This window comes from Arthrobacter sp. MMS24-T111, from assembly GCF_054888995.1.
Genome location: NZ_JBTZRO010000002.1, coordinates 128,859 through 150,356, shown reverse-complemented (window position 1 = coordinate 150,356; position 21,498 = coordinate 128,859). Strand labels below are relative to the sequence as shown.

Sequence of the window (21,498 nt, the reverse complement as noted above, 5' to 3'; positions counted from 1 at the left end):
GCCATCCGCCGTGAGCCGTGAGCGTGTAGCACTGATCCACGGGGTGGGACTGGATGGATCGATGTGGGAGCCCCTCCGCGAATACCTCGAACCGGAATACGACGTCCAGGTCCTGGAACTGCTCGGACACGGACAGCGTCCACCGGCCCGGGACGGAATCACGCTTGCCGAGCTCGCGGCGGACGTCGCCGGACGGCTCGAACCGAACACCCATCTGGTGGGTTTCTCGCTCGGCGCCCTCGTGGCCCAGCACGTGGCCAGATTCCGACCTGACCTGGTGGCGAGCCTGGTATCGGTGGCATCCGTGTGCGACCGCACTTCCCAGGAGCATGCCGCGGTTATGGTCCGGCTCGCCTCCGCTGCATCGGATTTCCCTGCGACGGTCGAGGCATCGATCGAGCGCTGGTATCCGGAAGAATCCGCTGTCCCCGCGGCACTGATCGATGCCACGCGCGAGGTGCTGCAGAGGAACGATCCGAAGTCCTTCCTGGCCTGCTACCGCGTCTTTGCCACCGCCGACGCCGAAATCGCGCCAGAACTCCCTGACATCAGCGTCCCTTCCCATGCAGTGACGGGGAAGCTGGACCCGGGCTCCACGCCGGAGATGAGTGCCCGGCTTGCTGCGGCCATTCCCGGCTGTACCTACTCCATCATTCCCGCCGCACGTCACATGATGCCGGTCGAGCGTCCACAGGAACTCGCCCACACGCTGACCGCCTTTATCAAGGAGCATTCAAATGTCCGCTGAACTCCGCTACGACCACTTCATCGGGGGTACCTGGTCGGCTCCAACTGGTGGCGAATACTTTGCCAGCACCAACCCCGCAACCCTCGAAGTGCTCTATGAAGCTGCACGGGGAACCGAAGAGGACGTCCGCCGCGCCGTCGCAGCAGCCAAAGAAGCCTTTGAGTCCCCGCTGTGGCGCGACCTCACGGCCACTAAGCGCGGCCACCTGCTCCGCCGCCTCGGGGACTTGATTGGCGAACACGCCGACGAGCTCGCCGAACTGGAAACCCTTGACAACGGCAAGCTGCTGCGCGAGATGCGTGGCCAGATGGCCTCCCTGCCTGAGTACCTGTACTACTACGCCGGGTTGGCCGACAAAGTCCAGGGCAGCCAGATCCCCACGAACTCCATCACCATGCTGAACTACACCCAGCGTGAGCCTCTTGGCGTCGTGGGTGCCATCACGCCGTGGAACTCGCCCCTGACGCTGACCACCTCCAAGCTTGCCCCTGCCCTGGCCGCTGGCAACACCGTCGTCATCAAGCCCAGCGAGTACACCTCCCGGACCATCCTCCGCGTAGCCGAGCTGGCCTCCCAGGCAGGGTTCCCCGACGGGGTCGTGAACGTTGTGACCGGCTTTGGACAGGAAGCAGGAGCAGCCCTGGTCAGCCACCGCGACCTGGCTAAGATCTCCTTCACCGGCTCAACCCAGACAGGGGCCCGAATCGCCGCAGAGACGGCATCACGCTTCATCGGCTCGACCCTGGAGCTGGGCGGCAAGAGCCCCAACATTGTGTTCGAGGACGCGGACGTATCCAACGCGGCGATGGGTGTCATCGCCGGGATCTTCGCGGCGGCGGGTCAGACCTGCATTGCCGGCAGCCGGGTCTTCGCGCACCGCAGCGTCTACGACGAACTCGTCGAGCGCGTCGCCGAGCGAGCGGCCTCAATCATCATCGGTGACCCGCGGGTGGCCACCACCGAGCTCGGCCCCCTCGCTTTCGGTGCCCAGCTGGACAAGGTCAGCTCCTACGTCGATCTCGGTGTCAGCGAAGGTGCAACTGTCCGCACCGGCGGCAAACGCCCAGAGATCGACCTTCCCGGGTACTTCTTCGCACCCACGGTGCTGACCGATGTGGACAACAGCATGCGCGTCGTGCGGGAGGAAATCTTCGGACCAGTGGCGGCGATCATGCCCTTCGAGTCCGAGGACGAGGTCGTGGGTCTGGCCAACGACACCGAATACGGACTCGCCGCCGGTATCTGGACCCAAAACCTTGCACGTGCCCACAGAATGGCACGGCGGCTGGAAGCAGGCACGGTGTGGGTCAACACGTACCGGGCCATGTCCCCGATGTCACCACGCCAGGGATTCAAGAACTCGGGCGTCGGCATCGAGCACGGACTGGAGTCCATGCACGAATACACCCGGCTCAAGAGCGTCTGGATAAACACCGATGAAGGCCCCGTCTCGGATCCCTTCATCATGCGCAGCTAAAGGAAACCTCACATGCCACTTATCGAAGTATCAATAGCCCGGGGCCGCAGCCCCGAACAGCTCCGCTCGCTCATCAACGAGCTTCACCGGGCAGCGGAAAACGCAGTCGGCGCCGTACCGGAAAACACGACCGTCATCATCCGCGAGATCGAGCACGAGCATTGGTCCCGCGGCAATCAGACCATAGCCGAACGCAACGCCGCAGCCACCAGCTAAGTACAGCACTAAACCGTGCTGGCCCGGCGGACCGCCGCTTACAAAGGAGTTAACAATGCGCTTTTCCCTCTTCGTCCACATGGAACGCTGGGACGAGTCCGTCTCGCACCAGGAATGCTTCGAGAACCTGACAGAGCTCACCCTCATGGCCGAAGCCGGCGGCTTCAGCACCGTCTGGATCGGTGAGCACCACTCAATGGAATACACCATCTCGCCCAGCCCCATGCCCCAGCTCGCCTACCTGGCAGCAAAAACGTCCAAGATCCGCCTCGGCGCCGGCACCATCATCGCTCCGTTCTGGAACCCCCTCCGGGTGGCCGGGGAGTGCGCCCTCCTGGACGTCATCAGCAATGGCCGCGCTGAGGTTGGCCTGGCCCGCGGCGCCTACCAGTTTGAGTTCGACCGCCTCATGGGCGGCATGTCAGCCGTTGACGGCGGCAAGCACCTCCGCGAGCTCGTCCCGGCGGTGCGCAAGCTGTGGGAAGGCGACTACGCCCACGACGGCGAAGTCTGGCAGTTCCCCACGTCCACGAGCGTTCCCAAGCCCGTCCAGAAGCCCACGCCGCCCATGTGGATCGCCGCCCGCGACATCTCCTCCCACGAATTCGCAGTCGAAAACGGCTGCAACGTCATGGTGACGCCACTGATGAAGGGCGACGAGGAAGTCGAAGACCTGGCACGCAAGTTCGACTCCGCCGTCGAGAAGAACCCCGGCATTCCCCGCCCGGAACTCATGGTCCTGCGCCACACCCACGTCCACTCGGCAGACGAGCCTGAAGGCTGGCGCCGCCCCGCCGAAGGCATCAACAAGTTCTACCGGACCTTCGATGCCTGGTTCGGCAACAAGGCCACCCCCAAAAACGGCTTCCTCGAGCCCAGCCCGGAAGAAAAGTTCGCCGATCGCCCCGAGTTCACGCCCGAGTCCCTGCACAAGACAGCCATGATCGGCACCCCGGACGAAATCATCGAACGGCTCCGCCACTACGAATCCCTCGGCGTCACCGAATTCAGCGTCTGGTCCGACAACAGCCTCACTCACGAGGAAAAGAAGCGCTCACTCGAACTCTTCATCGAACACGTCGTGCCGGCGTTCCAGGAGCAGAGTGTAACCGTAACGAGCTGAGGCACCCAGGGGTTCACCACACGGAACCTCTTATCTTTTTCAGGCGGCGGTTCGTCCTTTACGGACGGACCGCCTGTCTATTTCTGAAGGAGGATCTGTTGATGCTCTCGCCTGCCGAATGGAGGGAGCGTTGAGTAGCTCGCCTTGGTCCGATGCGAAAATGCTGTTGTCTAGGATAGCTGATATGACCGAAGAAGCTGGAGACGGCGCCGCAGAGCAGACGGCGGGCAAGTTGGAGCAGGTTATTGCCGCCCAGGTACGGCACTATCGGCTAGCTCAAGGACTATCGTCGGCCGATCTGGCGGTCCGAATCGGAGTGTCTAAGGCGAGTCTTGGAGCACGTGCACAGTACGTGGGATATCTCGCGAGGGCCGGAGGAGACTATCAAGAAGGTCATGTCCCTCGTCGACGGGGTATTGAGAAAGGGTCCGAACCAGCCTGTCTGGAGTGTAGTCGTGGGCCTGCCCGGCCCTGTCGACTTCGCTACGGGACGGCCTGTGGCGCCTCCCTTAATGCCGGGCTGGAATGACATCGACGTCCGCACTCCCTTCGAGGAACGTTTTCACGCTCCTGTCTGGGTGGACAACGACGTGAATCTCCTGGCGCTTGGGGAACGCGCCCGGCGACGTGGCTCCGTCGTGAATTTGATCTACTGCAAAATCGGCTCAGGAATCGGCGCCGGCCTGCTGTCCGAGGGAAAAATTCATCGCGGCGCGAACGGCGCCGCCGGCGACATCGGTCATGTCAGGATTGGGGACCCAGATGCTCAATGCCGGTGTGGCAAGACCGGTTGTCTTGAAGCGTCAGCCGGCGGGTGGGCATTAGTGCAGCAAGCAGAAACGGCGATTAGTGAGGGCCGTACTACCTCGCTTGCCGCCCGGTACAAGAAGGGCGCGCTGACCATCCACGACATAGCCCAGGCCGCTCAGGCAGGTGACGCCCTTGCCATAGCGTTCGTCCAAAAGTCGGCCCATGTCGCCGGGGAGAGCTTGGCGGCCATGGTGAACATGTTCAACCCGGAAGTACTTGTGCTGGGGGGTGCCATGGCCGCAGCGGGCGAAGTCTTCCTTGCAGAGGTCCGGCAGCGCATTTATGAATTATCGCTGCCGCTCGCCACCCGAGATCTCCAAATCACCTTCTCCATCAAAGACGAGCGGGAACCACTGAGGGGAGGAGCCGCGTTGGCACGTGAGCAATTGTTCGACGAAACGTTTCCTCGCTGGTTCGCAAATCAGCAGCCCTTCCCGGAACTGACAAGAGCTACCCAATGACACACTTTGGTTTACGTCCCCGACTTTAATGTCAGCGATGGTCCAAAAATTGGCCACGCCGGCTTGTTGCCCGGTTACCGATATCAGGTGCAGCACCTCCATATTGAACAGGCTCCACGGGGATTGGGAGCCGTCGGGGTAGCCCCCGGCAGCAACGGGGTTAACTCATGAGAATCGCCCCGGCTCTGGCCTGGAGCGCCTTCTTCGCAGCTTAAACGGACATCGATTCCCACTCCTTCTTCAGCCCAGGTCGTGAATAGTCTTGTTGAGGTGTGCTTCCAGATGCCGTAGGTCTGCCCCTTCCGGCCGGTGGGACGGTGTTTTTGCCGGAGGCTGGCTGTGGGGCTGTTCTAAGTCAGCCCTTGGCCAGCCTGACCGTGCGTCGGGCGTCCCAAGGTTTTTACGCACGCCTTGGAGTGCCTGCTCCCAGAATCTGCTGCGCCGTCATCCGGTAGCTAAGTTCGCCGCATAATTTTTGGGGTGTGACCCAGACTTGGTGTCCTTGGCAGGCTTCGAACATCTGCCGTGGTCCGTTGCGGTCGGCGGCGATCCAGAGGGCAGAGGAGTCGGGCATGGCGTTTTCGACGAACCCAGTTCTGAGCACCTGACCGTGGAGTCGGATTTCCACCACGGTGTTGATCAGGAGGCTCCATTTGTCGTGCTTGCGGGGTGCTGCTCGGTTGAGGGTCATGTGCTCTGGCTTTCGCGGTTTGGGGCAGGATCCCGGCGGCCCGTTCCGGCCGTGTTCCTGACGGTCATACTGAGGGCCGCTCTCGCCCTGCTGTTGCGTTTCAGCGTTTGCGGGTGGGACGGCGGGAGGTGCGAAGGGGCCTTCAATCTGGTCGCACGCACGGTGTTTGTCGCCTTCGGTGATGGCGTCAGCGATGAGGTGTGGTCCTGGAGGCTGCGGTGGAGCTCGGTCGAGAGCGTACGACGGCGGAATATTCCCGCCGTCGTACGCTGTCGCTGCTTTATGAAATGGGTGGCGGCTACGACACGGAGTTTCGGGCCGAGGAGGGGACTGTGGCTTTGTCGGCATCCCCAGCATGGAGGTCTGCTTCAAGGGTTGAGCTCTTGGCGGGATCTTTGACCATGACAGCAGCGACAAGGGTGAGGGCGATGCAGACTGTGACGTACCAGAAAAAGGCTGACTCGTTTCCGGCCTGCTTGAGGGCCAGGGCGATGGGTTCTGCGGTACCGCCGAAGGTTGCGGCGACGAGCGCATGGGGAATACCGACGCCAAGGGCGCGGACTCGGGTGGGGAACATCTCGGCCTTGACGACTGCAGCCAAAGCGGTGTAGCCGGAAACGAAGACTAGGCCGGTCATCATGAGTGCGAATGCACCGAAGACGTTGGTCGTGTGCGAAAGAATCGTCATCAGTGGGACGGTCATGATGGTGCCGCCAATGGAAAAGAAGAGCATGACTTTACGTCGTCCGATTCGGTCCGAGAGCGCACCGGCTGCTGGCTGGAGGAACATGAAGACGAAGAGGGCGCAAAAGCTGATGACGGAGGCATCTTCCTTGCTGATCCCCGAGGTGTTGACCATGTATTTCTGCATGTAGGTCGTGAAGACGTAGAACGCCACGGTCCCTCCGAGGGCCAGCGCAAAGACGGCCAGGAGTTGTCGCGGGTACTGCATCAGGGTGCGGAGCGAACCAGCCGGCTTGGTGCTGCTGGAGGACAGTGAGTTCTGCCTGGCCTTTTCGATCTTGTAGTGCTCGGATTCGTCCATGCTTCGGCGGAGGATCATGACGACGAGACCGGCTACCGCTCCGACGATGAAGGGGATGCGCCATCCCCACGCTGCCATTTGTTCGCCGTTCAGGACGCTTTGAAGCAGGATCATGACCAGCAGCGCGGAGAGTTGGCCGAGGATGATGCCCACGTATTGGAAGCTTGAGTAGAAGCCGCGCCGGCCGGGAGTGGCAATTTCTGACAGGTATGTTGCACTGGATCCGTATTCGCCTCCGACGCTGAGGCCTTGTGCGAGCCGCGCGATGACGAGCAGAATCGGGGCAAACATGCCGATGGAAGCGAAGGAAGGCGTGAGGGCAATGGTAAGGGACCCTGCGCTCATTAGCAGGACCGAGGCGGCCAGAGCGTTTCGGCGGCCGAACCTGTCTGCATAAATTCCTAAGATCCATCCGCCCAGCGGCCTCATGAGGAAGCCGACGGCAAAGACGGTAGCCGTTGAGAGCAGTTGTGCCGTTTGGTTTCCGCTGGGAAAGAAAGAGGCCGCGAAGTAGATGCTGAAGGATGCGTAGACAAACCAGTCGTACCATTCGATCAGGTTGCCGAGGCATCCCTTGACCACATTGCTGACGACACGCGGCTTCGCCGCCGGCGCCGAAGCTTGTTGCATGTTCATTTGAACTCCTTTGTTCTTGGACGGTGCCATCGGCGTTCTGCTGCCATTGGCGTCGTGTTCGGGTCTTATGCCCTGGAACTAGTTCAAATGTGTCTCACATCACCGATTCACAAAATAGAAACAGCGAATTCTTAGGACTCCCTTAGGGTTGTTGGGATCCCGCCTACACCCGGGTGAGCCCCAGAGCGGCCCGATTCGGGGCCTCGTCCGACTTTTCGAAAGAAGCCATGCGCTTGTCGAAGTGGGCGCCAAGCAGCTGTCCGCAATACACGATGCGCCCTTCCATTTCCTGTCCGGCCGCGTCGGCGTCCTTGGATCGGATGGCCTCGAGCAGTTTGAAGTGGTCATCCACGCTGCCCCGGGGCCAACCCTGGATGTTCGAGTGGCGGCGCGAGGAACGGAGCAGGTTACTAGGCCCATCACTCAAATGATTTTGCGGTCGTCGGCCAGCAGGTTGATCTCAGGGTGGAAGGCATGGTTCTTCTGCTCAAGGAGCACCTCGTCGTGCCGGGACGCGGCGGCAATGAGTTCGTGGTCGAGGGCCACAAGTTCGGGTCGCCCTCGGACGCGTTCAGTGTTGCCCTGCGGCCAAGTTACGACCAACGAGTGCCTGGACCCGGAAAATATCGCGGATGTCCGTCCCGCTGACCGGGGCGCCACCTGGAATCCCTTGCGGGGACAAGTTCCAGGGACCCTTCAAGCTGCCGGATATGATGAGGGCGCGGATGGAGGAGGAGGACTCATCACTCAGCTGAGGACGACCTCACTTCCGTGTGGTCATGGTTCTGTCTTTCGCTGGTGCGGTCCAAATTACTGCATCCATGCCGGTGTCATCGGTGATGGCGTCGGTAGGCCGCGGCGGCTCCGGGGTGGAGGGGTACGCCGGATGTGTAGATCAGGGACCTGGTGTCGAGATATTGGACACCCACGGTGCCTGGCGGCACCAGCTCGGAGGATCTTTCGATCAGGACATCGACTATTCGGCCTACAACATCGTCCGGGAGGTCGGCCCGGGCCAGGAGGAGGCTGGCGATGCCGATGGAACCGATCTCTTGCTCGGAGCCGTAGAGCCCAATGGGCAGCCTTACCTGCTGGTAGACGGGACCGTATTCTGCTTGCAGGACCTGCAAATAGCTGGACAGATCAATCAGGCGTATGCCTTGGGCGGGCCCGCGCCCAGCGCTTGGGTCCACGGCGGGGTGGGGAACGCCGCCGGCGAACAGGGCTGCCTCCACTTCCCCGCCTGCGAGGGCGTCCAGGACTGCCGTCACGGGAACGGCCCGTACGTTCACATCGGTTTCGGTGAGACCGGCGGCCTTCAACAGCAGGCCGCCCGCCCTGGTGGTCGCGGAGCTTGCTCCCAGGCTGATGGTACGGCCGCGCAGGTCAGCAAGCGTCCGGACCGGGGAATCGGCCGGTACCGCGAACTGGAGATAGTTCAGGTAGACGCGGCCGACCGCCCGCAGGTTGTCCCGTTCTGTGGCGGCGACGTCTGCCAAAGCAAGGGCCAGGTCCAGCCGCCCTGCCATGATGTCCGGTACATTCTCGACGGAGCCCCCGGTTATGAGCGGGTTCAGTGTGAATCCGGTGTGGGCCCGGGCTACGGCGGCGGTCAGTGATTGCCCGAAGTCGAAGAAGAAGCCGCGGTTCTCGGCGGTGCCAAGGCTGTATGCCCGAACATCCGGCCTGCAGCCGCCGAGGGTGATACCGGCGGTGACCGCCGCGGCGCCGGCGAGCAGCCGCCGTCGGGACAGCAGGGCACTTCCGTCTGGTCGAGGTGTCATGTCCCCGTCTCCTTGTGCGCGGGGGCCGCGAAGGACATCACGAATGTCAGGCCGCCACCGGGCGTTTCCCGGATGAACAGCTCTCCGCCGTTACTTTCCACCAGCGCCACCACGATGGACAGGCCCAGGCCGGTGCCCATGGGGCGGTCATCGCCTGTGGCCGTGCCGCCCCGTGAAGTGCCGCGGTAGAACCTCCGGGTGATCAGTTGCAGTTCGTCGGAAGCTACCCCGGCGCCGTCATCGGACACCGTGACTACGGTCTGTTGGCCGGACTCAGGACTGCGGCCCGGACCTAGGCCAACCGAGATCCGCACCGTGGTGCCTGGGCCGGCGTACTTGCAGGCGTTGTCGAACAGCACGTCGAGGATCTGTTCCAAGTCGCCGGCATCGATCTGCGCTTCCAGCCCGTCGGGGTCTTCGTCCACATGGAAGCCGGTGCCGGATTCCGCGGCCGTGTCATGCCAGTAGTCCGCCCGTTCGACGGCGACGAGGTACGGAACGCACGTGTTCTCGCCGGCGCCGCCTTTGATCCGCGGAACTTCGGCTACCGACAGAGCCAGCAGGTCATCGAGGATTTCCTCGAGCCGGATGGCCTCACCCATGGCACGTTCGTGGCTCTTTTTGCCGTCCTCCATCACGCGGGGACCGAGGGTGTCCAGCCTCAGCTGTAGGGCGGCCAGCGGATTGCGGAGTTGATGGGCGGTGTCTGCCACGAGCCTGCGCTGGGCGTCCGCGGACGTATGGACTGCGGTGTCCATGGTCTCGAAGGCGGCAGAGAGAGCCCGCAACTCAGGCGGGCCGGTCCTGCCTACCGCTGAGGGAGCACCCGTGGTTCCGCTGCCAAGTGCAACAAAGGGGAGGCTGCGCGTCAGCCGTTGCATCCGTGTGCTGACTTCTTCGAGTGGGCGCAGCACCCATCTGCTCACCGACAGCGCGAGGACGCCAAATCCGACGATGGCGGCGAGGGAGCCTGTTGTGATGATGACCCAGGCCAGCAGGATGTCTTCACGGGCGGATGCGGTGGATGCAGCGATCACCACAGCCCCGTTAACCTGCGCACCTGTGCCAATGGGTTTGGCAAAGATAATGGTGCCCGGGCTCCAGGGGGTCAGCAGCTCCACCGCGGATGATCGTTCGTTCCTTAAGGCACGGCCGATGGCGGCCGAGACCGCGGGGTCCTCGAGGGTTGTTCCCACCGCCCGCGGCGCTGAGCCCCTGGTGGAGACCACAGCCAGGGCTTCCCCGTACAGGCTGTGGTAGGCATCGGCTTCTTCAAAGAGGAGCCCGGGATTTCCGTTTCTGGCATAGCCGTCTGCGAGGTCCGCGAAGCGCTGCAGGTCAGCGTCCCTGCTGAGGACGAATTCGCGGGTCCGCGCGTCTGCCGTGGAGACAGCGAGCGGGAAGGCAAAGCCCGCGACGACGACGGCGCCTAGGATCGCCAAGACCAGGAGGAGACGGCTGCGCAAAAGTTATCCGATCCAGCGGTAGCCGAAGCCCCGGATGGTCTCGATCCGGGCGGGGCGGCCGAGCTTCGCCCTTAGCGCTGTCATGTGGACATCCAGGGACTTTGAAACTGCTACAAAGGCGTCGCCCCAGACCTGGTCCATCAACTGCTGCCTGCTGACCGCGGTGCCGGGGTTGTCCACCAGTGCGGCGAGGAGGTCGAATTCCTTGGTGGTCAACGGGACGGGTTTGCCCGCCACAGTGAGCTCGCGGCCCGCAAGGTCAACCGCCAGTTCACCGAACTGGCGGACGGTCGCCGTCGACTCACGCGCCCTGCTGGCCCGCCGGCGGATCGCCTCGATCCGGGCCAGCAGCTCGGTCATCCGCGCCGGCTTGACCAGGTAGTCGTCGGCTCCGTTTCGCAGGCCCCTGACCACCGACCGTTCGTCGTCGCGGGCTGTGAGGATGATGACCGGGACGGCCGTGACCTGCCGGAGGCTGCGGAGGACCTCGATGCCGTCCATGTCCGGCAGGCCAAGGTCTAGGAGGATCAGGTCGAATTCCGGGTGGCGCGTGAGGACGTCCCCGCCGCGGGACATCCGGTCCGCGGCGATGCGGTGGGACGCCAGGGCATCGAGCAGTGCGCCGGCCACGCCGTCATCATCCTCGACGACTCCTATCCGCATCCCTTGACTCCTCTCACTGCGCGAAGGCGGTGCAGGTTAGCCTGCACCGCCTACGCGCCTGTCCGATACTCTAGGCCCCGCGTCAGCTGATGCGGTAGTCGACTTCGCCGGCCCGGGCCGCCGTGGCGAGCAGCCGCTCCTGCCCGGCTTTGTGTGCAGCGGAGTAGCCGTCGGCGGGGGAGGCCGCTTCGGGCCTGCCGACGTAGCCGAGGTTGAACTTGCCCAGGCCCAGCTTCAGGAGTTTGGGAAGGACGTAGGTCCAGGCGCCCATGTTCTCCGGTTCTTCCTGGAGCCAGACGATTTCTTCGAGGTTGGCCGCGGCGGCGACTTGCTGCAGGATGTCCTCCTGCGGGAATGGGTAGAGGCTTTCGAGCCTGAGGAGCCGCACGCCGTCGCCGAGGCGGTCCTTGACTTCGACGCCGACCTTCCCGGAGCAGAGCAGCAGCCTGCGGGTCTGGTCGCTGGAGGCTCCGCTGGAGAGGACGGGGTTGAACCGGACCGGTGCGAAGTCGGCCACGGGTGACTTGGCCGACTCTGCCCGTAGGAGGGACTTGGGGGTAAAGATCACGTGCGGCCGCGGGTCATCGGCCGCAGCTGCTCCTACCAGGGCCGCGAAGTACTGGGCCGCTGTTGTGGGGATCAGGATGCGGGAGTTGTTCCGTGCGGCGAGCTGGAGGAATCTTTCCAGACGTGCCGAGGAGTGCTCGGGTCCGGCGCCTTCCCAGCCGTGGGGGAGGAGGATAACCAGCCTGCTGTCGCGGCCCCATTTGTCGCGTCCGGCCATGATGAACTGGTCGAACATGACCTGGGCCACGTTGACGAAGTCGCCGAACTGGGCCTCCCAGATCTGCAGGGAGTTCGTGTTTGTCCGGCCGTAGCCGTACTCGAATCCAACGGTAGCAACCTCGGTCAGGGGCGTGTTTGCAACGAGGAACGGGGCTTTGTCGAAGGCCAGACGCTCGGCCTTGTCACCCGTGGTGGCGTCGTGAACAACGATGTGCCGGTGGCTGAAAGTTCCGCGCTCAACGTCTTCACCCGTCAGCCGGACAGGAACGCCCGCCTCGTTGATCAGTTTCAGTGCGAGCAGTTCTGCCTGCCCCCAGTCAACCATCGCGTCCTTGGCCCGTGTGCTCAGCCGCTTTGAGAACTGGCGCATAAGCTTCGGATGGATCGCAAAGCCATCCCGGTCTTGCTCGGCTACGTCGAGGACCTGGACGGCCCAGTCGGCCGGTGCGGTTGCCAAGGCAGCCCGCACGGCCGGCCGGGGAGGCAACTCCTGGTTGACGACGGTCTTCAGATCGAACGTCCTGGCCTTCTCCAAGGACTCCACCAGTGCAGCGCGCGCCGCGGTCCTGGTGGTTTCCACGTAGTCGGACGGGACCAGCCCGGAGGCCTCGAGGCGGGCAGCGTAGATTTCGTGCACGGGAGGGTGTTCGTCGATGTCGGCGTAGTAGACAGGCTGCGTGTAGCGCGGCTCGTCCGTCTCGTTGTGGCCATGCCGGCGGTAGCCCAGCACGTGGATGATGATGTCCTTGCCGAAGCGCTCCCGGTAGTCGAAGGCGATCTTGGCGGCGACCAGGTTGGCGTCGATGTCGTCGGCGTCCGTGTGGATGACGGGGACGTCGAAGCCCTTGACGACGTCGGAAGGCCACAATGTGGAGCGGAGCTGGAAGGGGGTAGCCGTGAAGCCGAGGCGGTTGTCCTGGACAATGTGGATGCTTCCGCCCACATCGTAAGGCGCCAGGTTCTGCAGGTTCAGGGTCTCGTACACCACGCCCTGGCCGGTGAAGGCGGCGTCGCCGTGGAGGAGGACAGGAAGGACCCGGTGACGGGCCTGCTCCCTGCTTTCTCCGCCGGCCACGATCTGGTCCTGCTTGGCCCGGACCGCGCCGAGCGCCACCGGGGAGACAAACTCCAGGTGGCTGGGGTTCTGCTCAAGGGTGACGTTGATGGAAGCGCCGTCGACGTCGTCAAACCTGCCCTTACCGCCGAGGTGCTGGCGGACATCGCCCACCGGTGCGTTCTCCGAGGCACGCGCCGTGGGCAGGAACTCCGCCAGGATACGCTCCGCCGGCCAGTTCAGGACATGGGCCATGATACTCAGCCGGCCCCGGTGCGCCATACCCAGGATGGCGTCCGAATAGCCTGCCTCCGCAGCATGGCCGGCCATTTCGGCAAGGGCGAGGACTGTCGCTTCCAGCCCCTGGACGGACAGGGTCTTCTGCCCCAGGAACTGGGTCTGCAGATAGGCCTCGAAGACGTCGAGTTCGGTGGCCAGCCGCAGTGCCTGAAGGCGGCGGGAGGAAGCGGGCGACGGCGTGCCGTTCCTCAGGAGCTCGGCGAGCCATTGGCGGGACTCCGGGTCCGAGAGGTGGCTGAATTCCACTTCCACACCGTCGGGAAGCCAGGATCCTTCGTCGCGGGCACGCACCGGTTCAAGCCGGGCGACGGCGGTGCTGGCGGAGCTTTCGTACTCGGCCAGCCTGATGTCGTCGTGCTCGGAGCCCGGCTCTGCGGGAATGCCGAGCAGGACATCGCCGGAGGTGCCGCGCAGTTCGCCTTCGAGCTCAGCGAGGAATTCCGGGGAACGCAGGAGCTTCTCGACGGTCCCCAGGAAGAGTCCGGAATCCGCGCCCTGGATGGCTCGGTGGTCGTAGGTTGAGGACAGGGTGAGCACGGGATCCACCTGCTGGGTGTGGGCGAGTGTCTCAAGTCCGGCCGGGATGCCGATGGCTCCCGCCGCGACGATGATTCCCGAACCCGGCGGGAGCAGCGGGACGCCGGTGGTGGACCCGAAGCGGCCGGTGCTTGTCAGGATCAGGGTGGCGCCGCGGAGATCGGCGACGGCGACCGTCCCGGCACGGCACGCCTGAGACAGTTCGCCGAGGCGGCTGACGAAGGCCGGGAAGGAAAGCTTGGCGGCGTCACGGATCACGGGGACCATGATCGAATGGCCGGCGGCGGTCTCCACATCCACGGCCACCCCAAGGTTCACCGTTGCTTCTTCGACCAGTACCAGGTCCTTCTCCGCCGTTTCAATCCTCCGCCTTGCTGCGGGTACAGGACCCTGGGCGGCTCGGGCCATCGCCGTGGCGAGGACGGCGGCGATGGGGACGTTGAAGCCCTCTGCCCGCAGCTTTTCCCGCCAATGCATCAGGGCCGAGACCTCGAACGTGCGGATGGTTGAGGCCGTGGGGATCGCCAGGCTCGCCTCCATGTTCCGGGCCATCGCGGCGGACCGGCCCCGCAGCGGGCGCCGGACGTCGGCGTCTGGCGTCCTGCTGGATTGTTCCCCGGATTGGGCGGGCTTTGGATCGGGGGTTGTTACGTGGGGCAGCATCTCTATCCTTCGCGCGGTGCAGGTGTGTCGGGTGCCATCAGGATGTTGCCGGGGGCACCAACGGGATTCATTCCATCGTCCGCGTTATGGATCAGGGTCACAAATACCTTTTTGTGATGGACGAATGTCATAGGGTGATCGTGAGCCTATTCGGTGCCTTACCTGCCCCAGGAACGGCAGGTAAGGCAGTGTCCTAGGCTCCGGACGGAGGAACCATGGAAATGAGGCAGCTTCAGGCACTGCTGGCGGTGGCAGACACGGGAAGCGTGACACGGGCCGCTGAGCTGCTGCATGTGGTGCAGCCCGCGGTCACCCGCCAAATTCACAACCTGGAGGCCGAGCTCGGTGCAGTGCTCTTCGATCGGGGCCGCGCAGGGATGAGGGCAACGGACATCGGCGTCCAGGTCATCGAACGCGCACGGCGGGCACTTAGCGAGCTGGACCGCGCCCGGGAGGAGGCGCGCTCCTCCGGTGCGGGCCTCTACGGAATCGTGACTCTGGGCCTTCTGGCCAGCACCGCCGCCTTACTCGCTGTCCCCGTGGTTTCCGCCGTGACGGAGCGGCATCCAGGGGTCCGCCTGCGGATAGTGACCGGGTATGGCGGCCACCTCAGCCGCTGGCTTGAGGCTGGGGACGTGGACGTTGCCCTCACCTACAACCAGCCGCCGGCGGCCGCACTTGACGTTAGGACGCTCTTGGATGAGGACCTGTGGGCGGTGGCACCCCCAATGGAAGGCCTTCTCGCGGCTGAGGGTGTGGACCTTCGCGACCTGTTGCAGCGGTCCCTTGTGATGCCGAGCCCGCCGCATGGCATCCGCTCGCTCGTGGAAAGTTCCGCGGCGCGAATCGGGCTGGCGCTGGACATAGCAGTGGAAACCAATGATGCTCTGGTTCAGAGACAGTTGGTGCAGGGCGGGCTCGGATGGACGGTCCTGCCAGGCATCATGGTGGCGGCCGAAGCGGCGGGCGGCACCCTCAACGCAGCTCCCATCGTCAACCCGGGGATCCCCCGGAGGATCGTCCTCGCCAGGCCCGCGGGCTCACGGTCCACGAGTGCCGTCCGGATGGTCGCGGACGTCCTGGAAGAGACGGTTCTTAGCCTGATTAGTGCCGGAAAGTGGCCGTCCGCCCGCCTGGTTCAGTAGTTCAGTGGCACGTCTGGGAGAAGATAATGTCACCTGCAAGCTGAACCGTGCCTAGGAAGGAGGCGGGACGTCACGCTGGGCTGCGGCGATGCGGTCGTCGAAGTGGGCGGCCAGCAGTTCACCCGAGTGGACGATGTGCTGGTGCATTGCTGCCCGTGCCGCCTCCGGCTCTTTTGCTTTGATGCTCTGGAGCAGTTCGGCGTGGTCGTCCATCGTTGCTTGGGGCCAGCCGGGGATGGTGGAGTAGAACTGCCGGGGAACGTAGCGGGTAACCAGCCCCAAGACCCATACAGTTTTCCGGGAATCGGCCATCAGGTTGATCTCGCGGTGGAAGGCGTGGTTCTTCTCTTCCAGGAGTTCGTGGTTGTTCCGGGCGGCGGCCGCGCTCAGTTCGTGGTGCAGTGCTTCGAGTTCGGCCACATCCTGTTCGGTGGCGTTGGCGGCGGCCCGAGCGGCTAGTTCCCCGCCGATAAGGGCCTGGACCTGGAAGAGGTCGCGGATGTCCTGCCCGGTCAGCGACGCCACGACGAACCCGTGCCGCGGCACAAGTTCCAGGAAGCCTTCCACCCTGAGGGCCTGCAGCGCCTCGCGCGCCGGCGTGGTGGAGATGCCCAGTTGCTCGCCGATTGTCTCGGGGCGGACCAAGGTTCCAGGCCGCAGTTCACCGGACATGATGAGGCCCCGGATATGGGCCGTTGCCTTCTCGCTCAGTTGCGGGCGTGCGCTGCTGCGGGGGCTGCGGCTGGTCATGGGCTGCGGACTCTTTCTGATCAATTTCCCCACCTAACATACGGCATTAGCCACGGCAGGCCCGGGGTTACCGGGCCTGCCGTGGCTAATGCGAAACCCGGGAAACTCAGGTGGTGGTTCCCGGCATAGCCAGCCCGGGGCTCAGAGCCCCAGTTCGGCCAGGATCTTTTCGGTGTGTTCGCCGATCTCCGGCACCGGATCCATCCTGACGTCGGCTTCCCGGGATGTAACCGGCGGGAGCAGGCTGCGCAGCGGGCCCACAGGGGAGCCAACATCACGCCAGCGGTTGCGTTCTGCCAGTTGCGGGTGCGCGGAGAACTCGTGCATGTCGCGCAATTGGGCGTTGGCAACGCCCGCGGCGTCCAGCCGGGACAGGACCTCGGCCACCGGCAGCGTCCCGAGGACTGCGCTGATGGCTTCGTGCAGCGCCGGACGGTTGTCCACGCGCAGGGCGTTGCCGGCGAAGCGTGCGTCCTGCGCAAGTCCGGGCTGCTGCAGCACATCAGTGCAGAACTTGGCCCATTCGCGCTCGTTCTGGATGCCGAAGAACACGGTGCCGTCGGCAGCGCCGAATGGTCCGTAGGGGGCAATGCTGGCATGCTGCGCACCGCTGCGGACGGGTGGGGCCCCGCCGTATTCCGTGTAAAAGTAGGGCTGGGCCATCCATTCGCCCAGTGCTTCGAGCATGGAGATCTCCAGGACGTCGCCGCGGCCTGTGGTAGCCCGTTGCAGCAGTGAGGTCAGGATGCCGGAGTAGGCGTACATGCCGGCGGATACGTCCGCGATAGACACGCCCACCTTGGCGGGGGAATCCGGGGTGCCGGTGACGCTGAGCAGGCCGGTCTCGCACTGGATCAGCAGGTCGTAGGCCTTTTTCTGTTCATAGGAACCGCCGCGGCCGTAACCGGAGATGGAAGTGTGGATCAGGCGCGGGTTCAGGGCCAGAGCCTCGTCCGGGCCCAGTCCCAGGCGTTCGATGGCACCGGGGGCGAGGTTTTGGACCAGCACGTCAGAGGTGGACACGAGCTTGCGGAGTACCGCCATGCCTTGGTCGGACTTCAGGTCCAGAACGATGCTTTCCTTGGACCGGTTCAGCCAGACAAAGTAGCTGGCCATGCCGTGGACCTTGGTGTCGTAGCCGCGGGCGAAGTCACCGGTGTCCCGTTCCACCTTGATCACCCGGGCGCCGAGGTCGGCGAGCTGGCGGGTGGCGAACGGGGCGGCGACGGCCTGTTCCAGGGAGATGACGGTGATGCCTGCCAGGGGGAGGGTGCCCATTTACTGCTCCTTCCCTGCACGCTGCAGGATACGTTTGGCCCGCTCTGTGACGGGCCGGTCGATCATCTGGCCATCCACCTGGGTGGCGCCGCCTTCGGCGCCGATCACGGACAGTGCCCACTCTATGTCCGCCTCCGTGGGCGCAAACGCTTCGTGCACGGTGGCGAGCTGGGCGGGGTGGATACAGAGCTTGCCGCCGAAACCGAAGTTCCGACCCAGCCGTGCCGACTCGGTTACACGTACGGTGTCCTTGATGTCGGTCGACGGCGAATCGAGCGGCGCGGCAATGCCGGCGGCGCGGGAGGCCAGGACAAGGTGGGACCGGGCGTGGTCAAGGAATCGGTCCCCGCCGTCGGCGTCTATGTCGAGGGCGAAGTCGATGGCTCCGAACGCCAGCCGGGTCACGCCCGGCACCCGTGCCAGTTCCACGGCGTTCACCACGCCGAGCGCGGACTCGATGAGCGGGACCAGGGCCAGGTGCTCGGGCATGTCGGCGCGCAGCTGGCGCAGTGCGCCGGGGTCTTCGGCCTTCGGCACTACGAGGCCCAGCAGGCCGGACCCCGGCGTCCGGGCGGCGGAGAGCAGCAAGGTGGTGTCGGCGTCGTAATGGCCGGAACCCTGCGGGTTCACCCGGACCAGGGCAGGCACCGGTGCACCTCGGTCGGACGGTGCCACTGCCTCCACCGTCGCTGCCAGCGCTGCCGACTTGGCGTCCGGGGCCACGGCGTCTTCGAGGTCAATGATCACGATGCCCGCGCCCGCGGCGGCTGCCTTGGCGAGCCGTTCGGGGCGGTCACCGGGAACGAACAAAGCGGTGACCGCAGCAGCGACGGTGTCCGCGGCGGTCAGGCCCGCCGTCCCAAGGTTTCCCGGGGCCGTCACTGAAAGTCCCCGATCGAGGGCAGTGTGGCCTCATCCGGGCGGGCGGACTCGACGCCGGGGAGGTGGCCCTGCCGGTACACCATGAATGTACGGCGGTAGCTGATCACGATCTTGCTGTCCTGGTTGAAGCCTTCGGTGGCGACAGTGACCAGGCCGAGGTTGGGACGGGACTTGGACTCCCGGGTGGAGAGGACCTTGGACCGGGAGTAAATGGTGTCGCCCTCGTAGACGGGGTTCGGCATCCGGACCTCGTCCCAGCCCATGTTCGCGAAGACATTCATGGACAGGTCGATGGTCGACTGGCCGGTCACCAGCGCGAGCGTGAAGGTGGAGTTGACCAGTGGCAGGCCGAACTCGGTGGCCTTGGCGAAATTGCGGTCCACGTGGGTCTTGGCCACGTTCTGCGTCATGAGTGTGAAGGACTGGTTGTCCGCCTCCGTCACGGTCTTGCCGAACGGGTGGTAGTAGATGTCGCCGGGGGAGAAGTCTTCAAAAAGGCGCCCCGTCCAGCCCTCAACCACGCGGCCTTCGGTTGATGCTGCCTGCGTTGCTTCGTCGGTCATTGGTGATCTCCTTGATCCAAATATATTGATGATCCTCCACAAGTTTGGCGGTTTTTTTCCTGTAATGTCAAGGTTTTTGTATGTTGGCTAATGGCAACAAAAGGCCTTGCGAGCTCCCAATATATTAGAGTATCGTCGTGTCCCAGCAGTGACAGAAGGTCGCCGTCAACCATTCAAAGGAGCACCGATGCATACCCTCACCGCCGGACTGGACCAGCTGCGCGAGCAGACCCGCCTTTTGTGCGCAGGCTTCCCCGACGAGTACTGGCGCGAAACGGACCGCAACCGCCGCTACCCTCAGGAATTTGTGGACACGCTCACCGAAGCCGGCCTGCTCTCGGCCTTGATCCCCACCGAATACGGCGGCCTGGGCCTTGGCCTGACCGAGGCCAGCGTCATCATGGAGGAAATCAACAAGTCCGGCGGACACTCAGCGGCATGTCATGCGCAGATGTACACCATGGGTGCTCTGCTCAGGCACGGCAACGCCGACCAAAAGAACGAGTACCTGCCGCAGATCGCCGCCGGCTCGCTACGGCTGCAGGCCTTCTCCATCACCGAAGACAAGGCAGGATCGGACACCACCAGCATCGAGACCGCAGCCGTGCGCGACGGCGACGATTTCATCATCACCGGTCATAAGAGCTGGACCAGCCGCATCGAGGAATCGGATCTGCTCTTCGTCCTGGCCCGCACCTCCGAAAAACCCGAAGGCAGAGGCACCGACAAGACCGACGGCCTCACCCTCTTCCTGGTGGACCTGCGCCAGGTCCGTGCCGAACAACCGGAGACCCTCGAAGTCGTCAAGGTCCGCACCATGTTCAACTACGCCACCAACCAGATCCACTACCACGGCATGCGCGTCCCGGCATCGGCCGTCATCGGCGAGGTAGGCAAGGGCTTCCGCTACGTCATTGACGGCTGGAACGCCGAGCGCATCCTGCTGGCCTCCGAAGCGATCGGGGACGGCTACTGGTTCACAACGCGCGGCGTGGCCTACGCCAACAGCCGCGAGGTGTTCGGCCGCAAAATCGGTACCAACCAGGGGGTCCAGTTCCCCATCACCGACGCCTACATGAAGGTCCGGGCCGCGGACATGATGCGCTACGAGGCCGCGCGGCTCTTTGACGCCGGCGAACCCTGCGGCGCCGAGGCCAACATGGCTAAACACCTGGCCTCCGAAGCCAGCTGGGCGGCAGCGAACGCCTGCCTGGACACCCACGGCGGCTACGGTTTCGTGGACGAATACGACGTCGAACGCAAATTCCGCGAAACCCGCATGTTCCAAGTAGCCCCAGTCAACAACAACCTGATCAAAAGCTTCGTCGCCACCAAGGTCCTGGGTCTGCCCCGCTCCTACTAATAGCATCGAAGCACGCCACGTCGCATTTTCATGCGCCACCGCAGTGCCGCGGCTGGTTTTCACGGCTTTGCAGCAATGACTCCAAGTCCCGGAGATGTCCTATCGGTATAGCCACACCGCAAGCGGGAGGTGGCCGTGGACCGGACATTCGGCCCTGTCGCAAACGACGCCGAGTGCTGTCGGAGCCGGCCGGCAAAACTGCCATGACGGCTGGCGCTGATCCATTGCAGGGACCAAAGACGCGCAGCATCTGCCGGCCATCAAAGGCGCAGGGCCGACCAATGCGAGGACCAGGCAAGGAGACATGCAGCATCTTTGGGTTGGCATTCTTCTGCACCAGCACATCCGCAGTTCCACCTCCGGTAAGAGTTCAAGGGGCTCGCCGCGGACTCCATCTCGATCACTCGGAACCTCTTGTATGGATGTGACAGTTCATCTGGGCCAGAGCCCATCCCGCACAGTCGAGGTAATAAGGCAGCGCCTTACGGATGACGGAAACGTACCCGGTCGCCGACACGGAAAGCAGCCGTCTCCGGCGCGACACAGTCGGCGGGGACGTGCCCGATGACCAGGTCGTGGGACATCGTTTCGCATGTCGCGATGCTGAAGCCTTCGCTGGAGAGTGTCAACGTTCTGGGGGGCACTCTGCTTACTTTCCTGTGCGGCAGGTGTCCGGCTTGTAGGCGGGGGAAGTCCCTCCTGAAAAGCTGGGGAGACCTTAACGCCCTCGCCACAGCCAACCGGCGGTTTCACGAGGCCATCGTGGAACTGGCGGAGAGTAAGCCTGATGCAGCAAGTCCTTGCTGAGATGCGGCTGTTCTTCCATAAGGAATCTGTCAACGTCGCCTCCTGCACCCGCTACTGCAGGAGAACGAGCGCATTGCCGACGCCTTGTCCGCCGGGGACTTCCGCGGAGCTTGCTGACATGCTCCTGGAATACCTTCGCCGGTCCGAAGACCACCTAATGTCGATCTACCTTTATGGGGAAGGGCGAAGAGGCTGACCTGAATGGGCAGCGGGGCGGGCGGCTCTTGCCTTCCCATCCCGCTGCACAGCC

At 64.0% G+C, this 21,498-nt stretch carries 19 protein-coding genes; 7 read left to right on the top strand and 12 right to left on the bottom strand.

Going from position 1 to position 21,498, the window contains the following annotated elements; all coding sequences use genetic code 11:
* Positions 1 to 10: 10 nt before the first annotated feature.
* The 5 genes from ACX5I6_RS20610 to ACX5I6_RS20590 all read left to right on the top strand — a co-directional run bounded on the left by ACX5I6_RS20610 (position 11) and on the right by ACX5I6_RS20590 (position 4,835).
* On the top strand, positions 11 to 748 hold the full coding sequence (locus ACX5I6_RS20610; RefSeq protein WP_461841888.1) for an alpha/beta fold hydrolase: 738 nt from the start codon (positions 11 to 13) through the stop codon (positions 746 to 748).
* Positions 738 to 2,225, top strand: coding sequence for an aldehyde dehydrogenase (locus ACX5I6_RS20605; protein ID WP_461841887.1), 1,488 nt, complete (start codon positions 738 to 740; stop codon positions 2,223 to 2,225). The genes ACX5I6_RS20610 and ACX5I6_RS20605 overlap by 11 nt, the downstream gene beginning before the upstream one ends.
* 12 nt (positions 2,226 to 2,237) lie before the next feature.
* Positions 2,238 to 2,441, top strand: coding sequence for a tautomerase family protein (locus ACX5I6_RS20600; protein ID WP_461841886.1), 204 nt, complete (start codon positions 2,238 to 2,240; stop codon positions 2,439 to 2,441).
* Between the two features lie 55 nt (positions 2,442 to 2,496).
* On the top strand, positions 2,497 to 3,564 hold the full coding sequence (locus ACX5I6_RS20595; protein ID WP_461841885.1) for an LLM class flavin-dependent oxidoreductase: 1,068 nt from the start codon (positions 2,497 to 2,499) through the stop codon (positions 3,562 to 3,564).
* Between the two features lie 341 nt (positions 3,565 to 3,905).
* Positions 3,906 to 4,835: an ROK family protein gene (locus ACX5I6_RS20590; RefSeq protein WP_461841998.1), complete on the top strand. Its 930-nt coding sequence runs from the start codon at positions 3,906 to 3,908 to the stop codon at positions 4,833 to 4,835.
* Positions 4,836 to 5,235: 400 nt separating this feature from the next.
* On the opposite strand, the gene ACX5I6_RS20585 is transcribed toward ACX5I6_RS20590, so the two are convergent.
* From ACX5I6_RS20585 to ACX5I6_RS20550, 8 genes are all read right to left on the bottom strand, one after another.
* Positions 5,236 to 5,526 (bottom strand): hypothetical protein, encoded by a 291-nt coding sequence (locus tag ACX5I6_RS20585; RefSeq protein WP_461841884.1) that lies wholly within the window; start codon positions 5,524 to 5,526, stop codon positions 5,236 to 5,238.
* A 298-nt stretch (positions 5,527 to 5,824) separates the two neighbouring features.
* A complete protein-coding gene (locus tag ACX5I6_RS20580) occupies positions 5,825 to 7,207 on the bottom strand; it encodes an MFS transporter (RefSeq protein ID WP_461841883.1) in 1,383 nt (460 codons plus the stop codon).
* 163 nt (positions 7,208 to 7,370) lie between these two features.
* Positions 7,371 to 7,559, bottom strand: coding sequence for a hypothetical protein (locus ACX5I6_RS20575; protein WP_461841882.1), 189 nt, complete (start codon positions 7,557 to 7,559; stop codon positions 7,371 to 7,373).
* A 71-nt stretch (positions 7,560 to 7,630) separates the two neighbouring features.
* On the bottom strand, positions 7,631 to 7,753 hold the full coding sequence (locus tag ACX5I6_RS20570; protein ID WP_461841881.1) for a hypothetical protein: 123 nt from the start codon (positions 7,751 to 7,753) through the stop codon (positions 7,631 to 7,633).
* Positions 7,754 to 8,037: 284 nt separating this feature from the next.
* Positions 8,038 to 8,991, bottom strand: coding sequence for a TAXI family TRAP transporter solute-binding subunit (locus ACX5I6_RS20565; RefSeq protein ID WP_461841880.1), 954 nt, complete (start codon positions 8,989 to 8,991; stop codon positions 8,038 to 8,040).
* The gene (locus ACX5I6_RS20560) at positions 8,988 to 10,433 is read right to left on the bottom strand and encodes a sensor histidine kinase (protein ID WP_461841879.1); all 1,446 of its coding nucleotides are present in this window, start codon (positions 10,431 to 10,433) and stop codon (positions 8,988 to 8,990) included. Before ACX5I6_RS20560 ends, ACX5I6_RS20565 begins: the two co-directional genes overlap by 4 nt.
* A gap of 27 nt (positions 10,434 to 10,460) precedes the next feature.
* A complete protein-coding gene (locus ACX5I6_RS20555) occupies positions 10,461 to 11,120 on the bottom strand; it encodes a response regulator transcription factor (RefSeq protein WP_461841878.1) in 660 nt (219 codons plus the stop codon).
* An 82-nt stretch (positions 11,121 to 11,202) separates the two neighbouring features.
* Complete coding sequence (locus tag ACX5I6_RS20550) at positions 11,203 to 14,460, bottom strand: 2-oxoglutarate dehydrogenase E1 component (protein ID WP_461841877.1); 3,258 nt, start codon at positions 14,458 to 14,460, stop codon at positions 11,203 to 11,205.
* Positions 14,461 to 14,681: 221 nt separating this feature from the next.
* Here ACX5I6_RS20550 and ACX5I6_RS20545 point away from each other — a divergent pair, with 221 nt between their 5' ends.
* Positions 14,682 to 15,605 carry a LysR family transcriptional regulator gene (locus ACX5I6_RS20545; RefSeq protein WP_461841876.1) on the top strand — a complete coding sequence of 308 codons (924 nt, stop codon included), beginning with the start codon at positions 14,682 to 14,684 and terminating at the stop codon, positions 15,603 to 15,605.
* A 51-nt stretch (positions 15,606 to 15,656) separates the two neighbouring features.
* Here the strand turns inward: ACX5I6_RS20545 and ACX5I6_RS20540 are convergent, their stop codons facing one another.
* The 4 genes from ACX5I6_RS20540 to ACX5I6_RS20525 form a co-directional block, all read right to left on the bottom strand.
* Positions 15,657 to 16,355, bottom strand: a complete 699-nt coding sequence (locus tag ACX5I6_RS20540; protein ID WP_461841875.1) for a GntR family transcriptional regulator — start codon at positions 16,353 to 16,355, stop codon at positions 15,657 to 15,659.
* A gap of 141 nt (positions 16,356 to 16,496) precedes the next feature.
* Positions 16,497 to 17,633, bottom strand: a complete 1,137-nt coding sequence (locus tag ACX5I6_RS20535; protein WP_461841874.1) for a CaiB/BaiF CoA transferase family protein — start codon at positions 17,631 to 17,633, stop codon at positions 16,497 to 16,499.
* The gene (locus ACX5I6_RS20530) at positions 17,634 to 18,515 is read right to left on the bottom strand and encodes an HpcH/HpaI aldolase/citrate lyase family protein (RefSeq protein WP_461841873.1); all 882 of its coding nucleotides are present in this window, start codon (positions 18,513 to 18,515) and stop codon (positions 17,634 to 17,636) included. It lies immediately after the preceding gene.
* Entirely contained in the window at positions 18,512 to 19,078 is a 567-nt protein-coding gene (locus ACX5I6_RS20525) for a MaoC family dehydratase (protein WP_461841872.1), read from the bottom strand. Before ACX5I6_RS20525 ends, ACX5I6_RS20530 begins: the two co-directional genes overlap by 4 nt.
* Positions 19,079 to 19,265: 187 nt before the next feature.
* Between ACX5I6_RS20525 and ACX5I6_RS20520 the strand changes: the two genes are divergently transcribed.
* Positions 19,266 to 20,441, top strand: a complete 1,176-nt coding sequence (locus ACX5I6_RS20520; RefSeq protein WP_461841871.1) for an acyl-CoA dehydrogenase family protein — start codon at positions 19,266 to 19,268, stop codon at positions 20,439 to 20,441.
* The last annotated feature ends 1,057 nt before the right edge of the window (positions 20,442 to 21,498 follow it).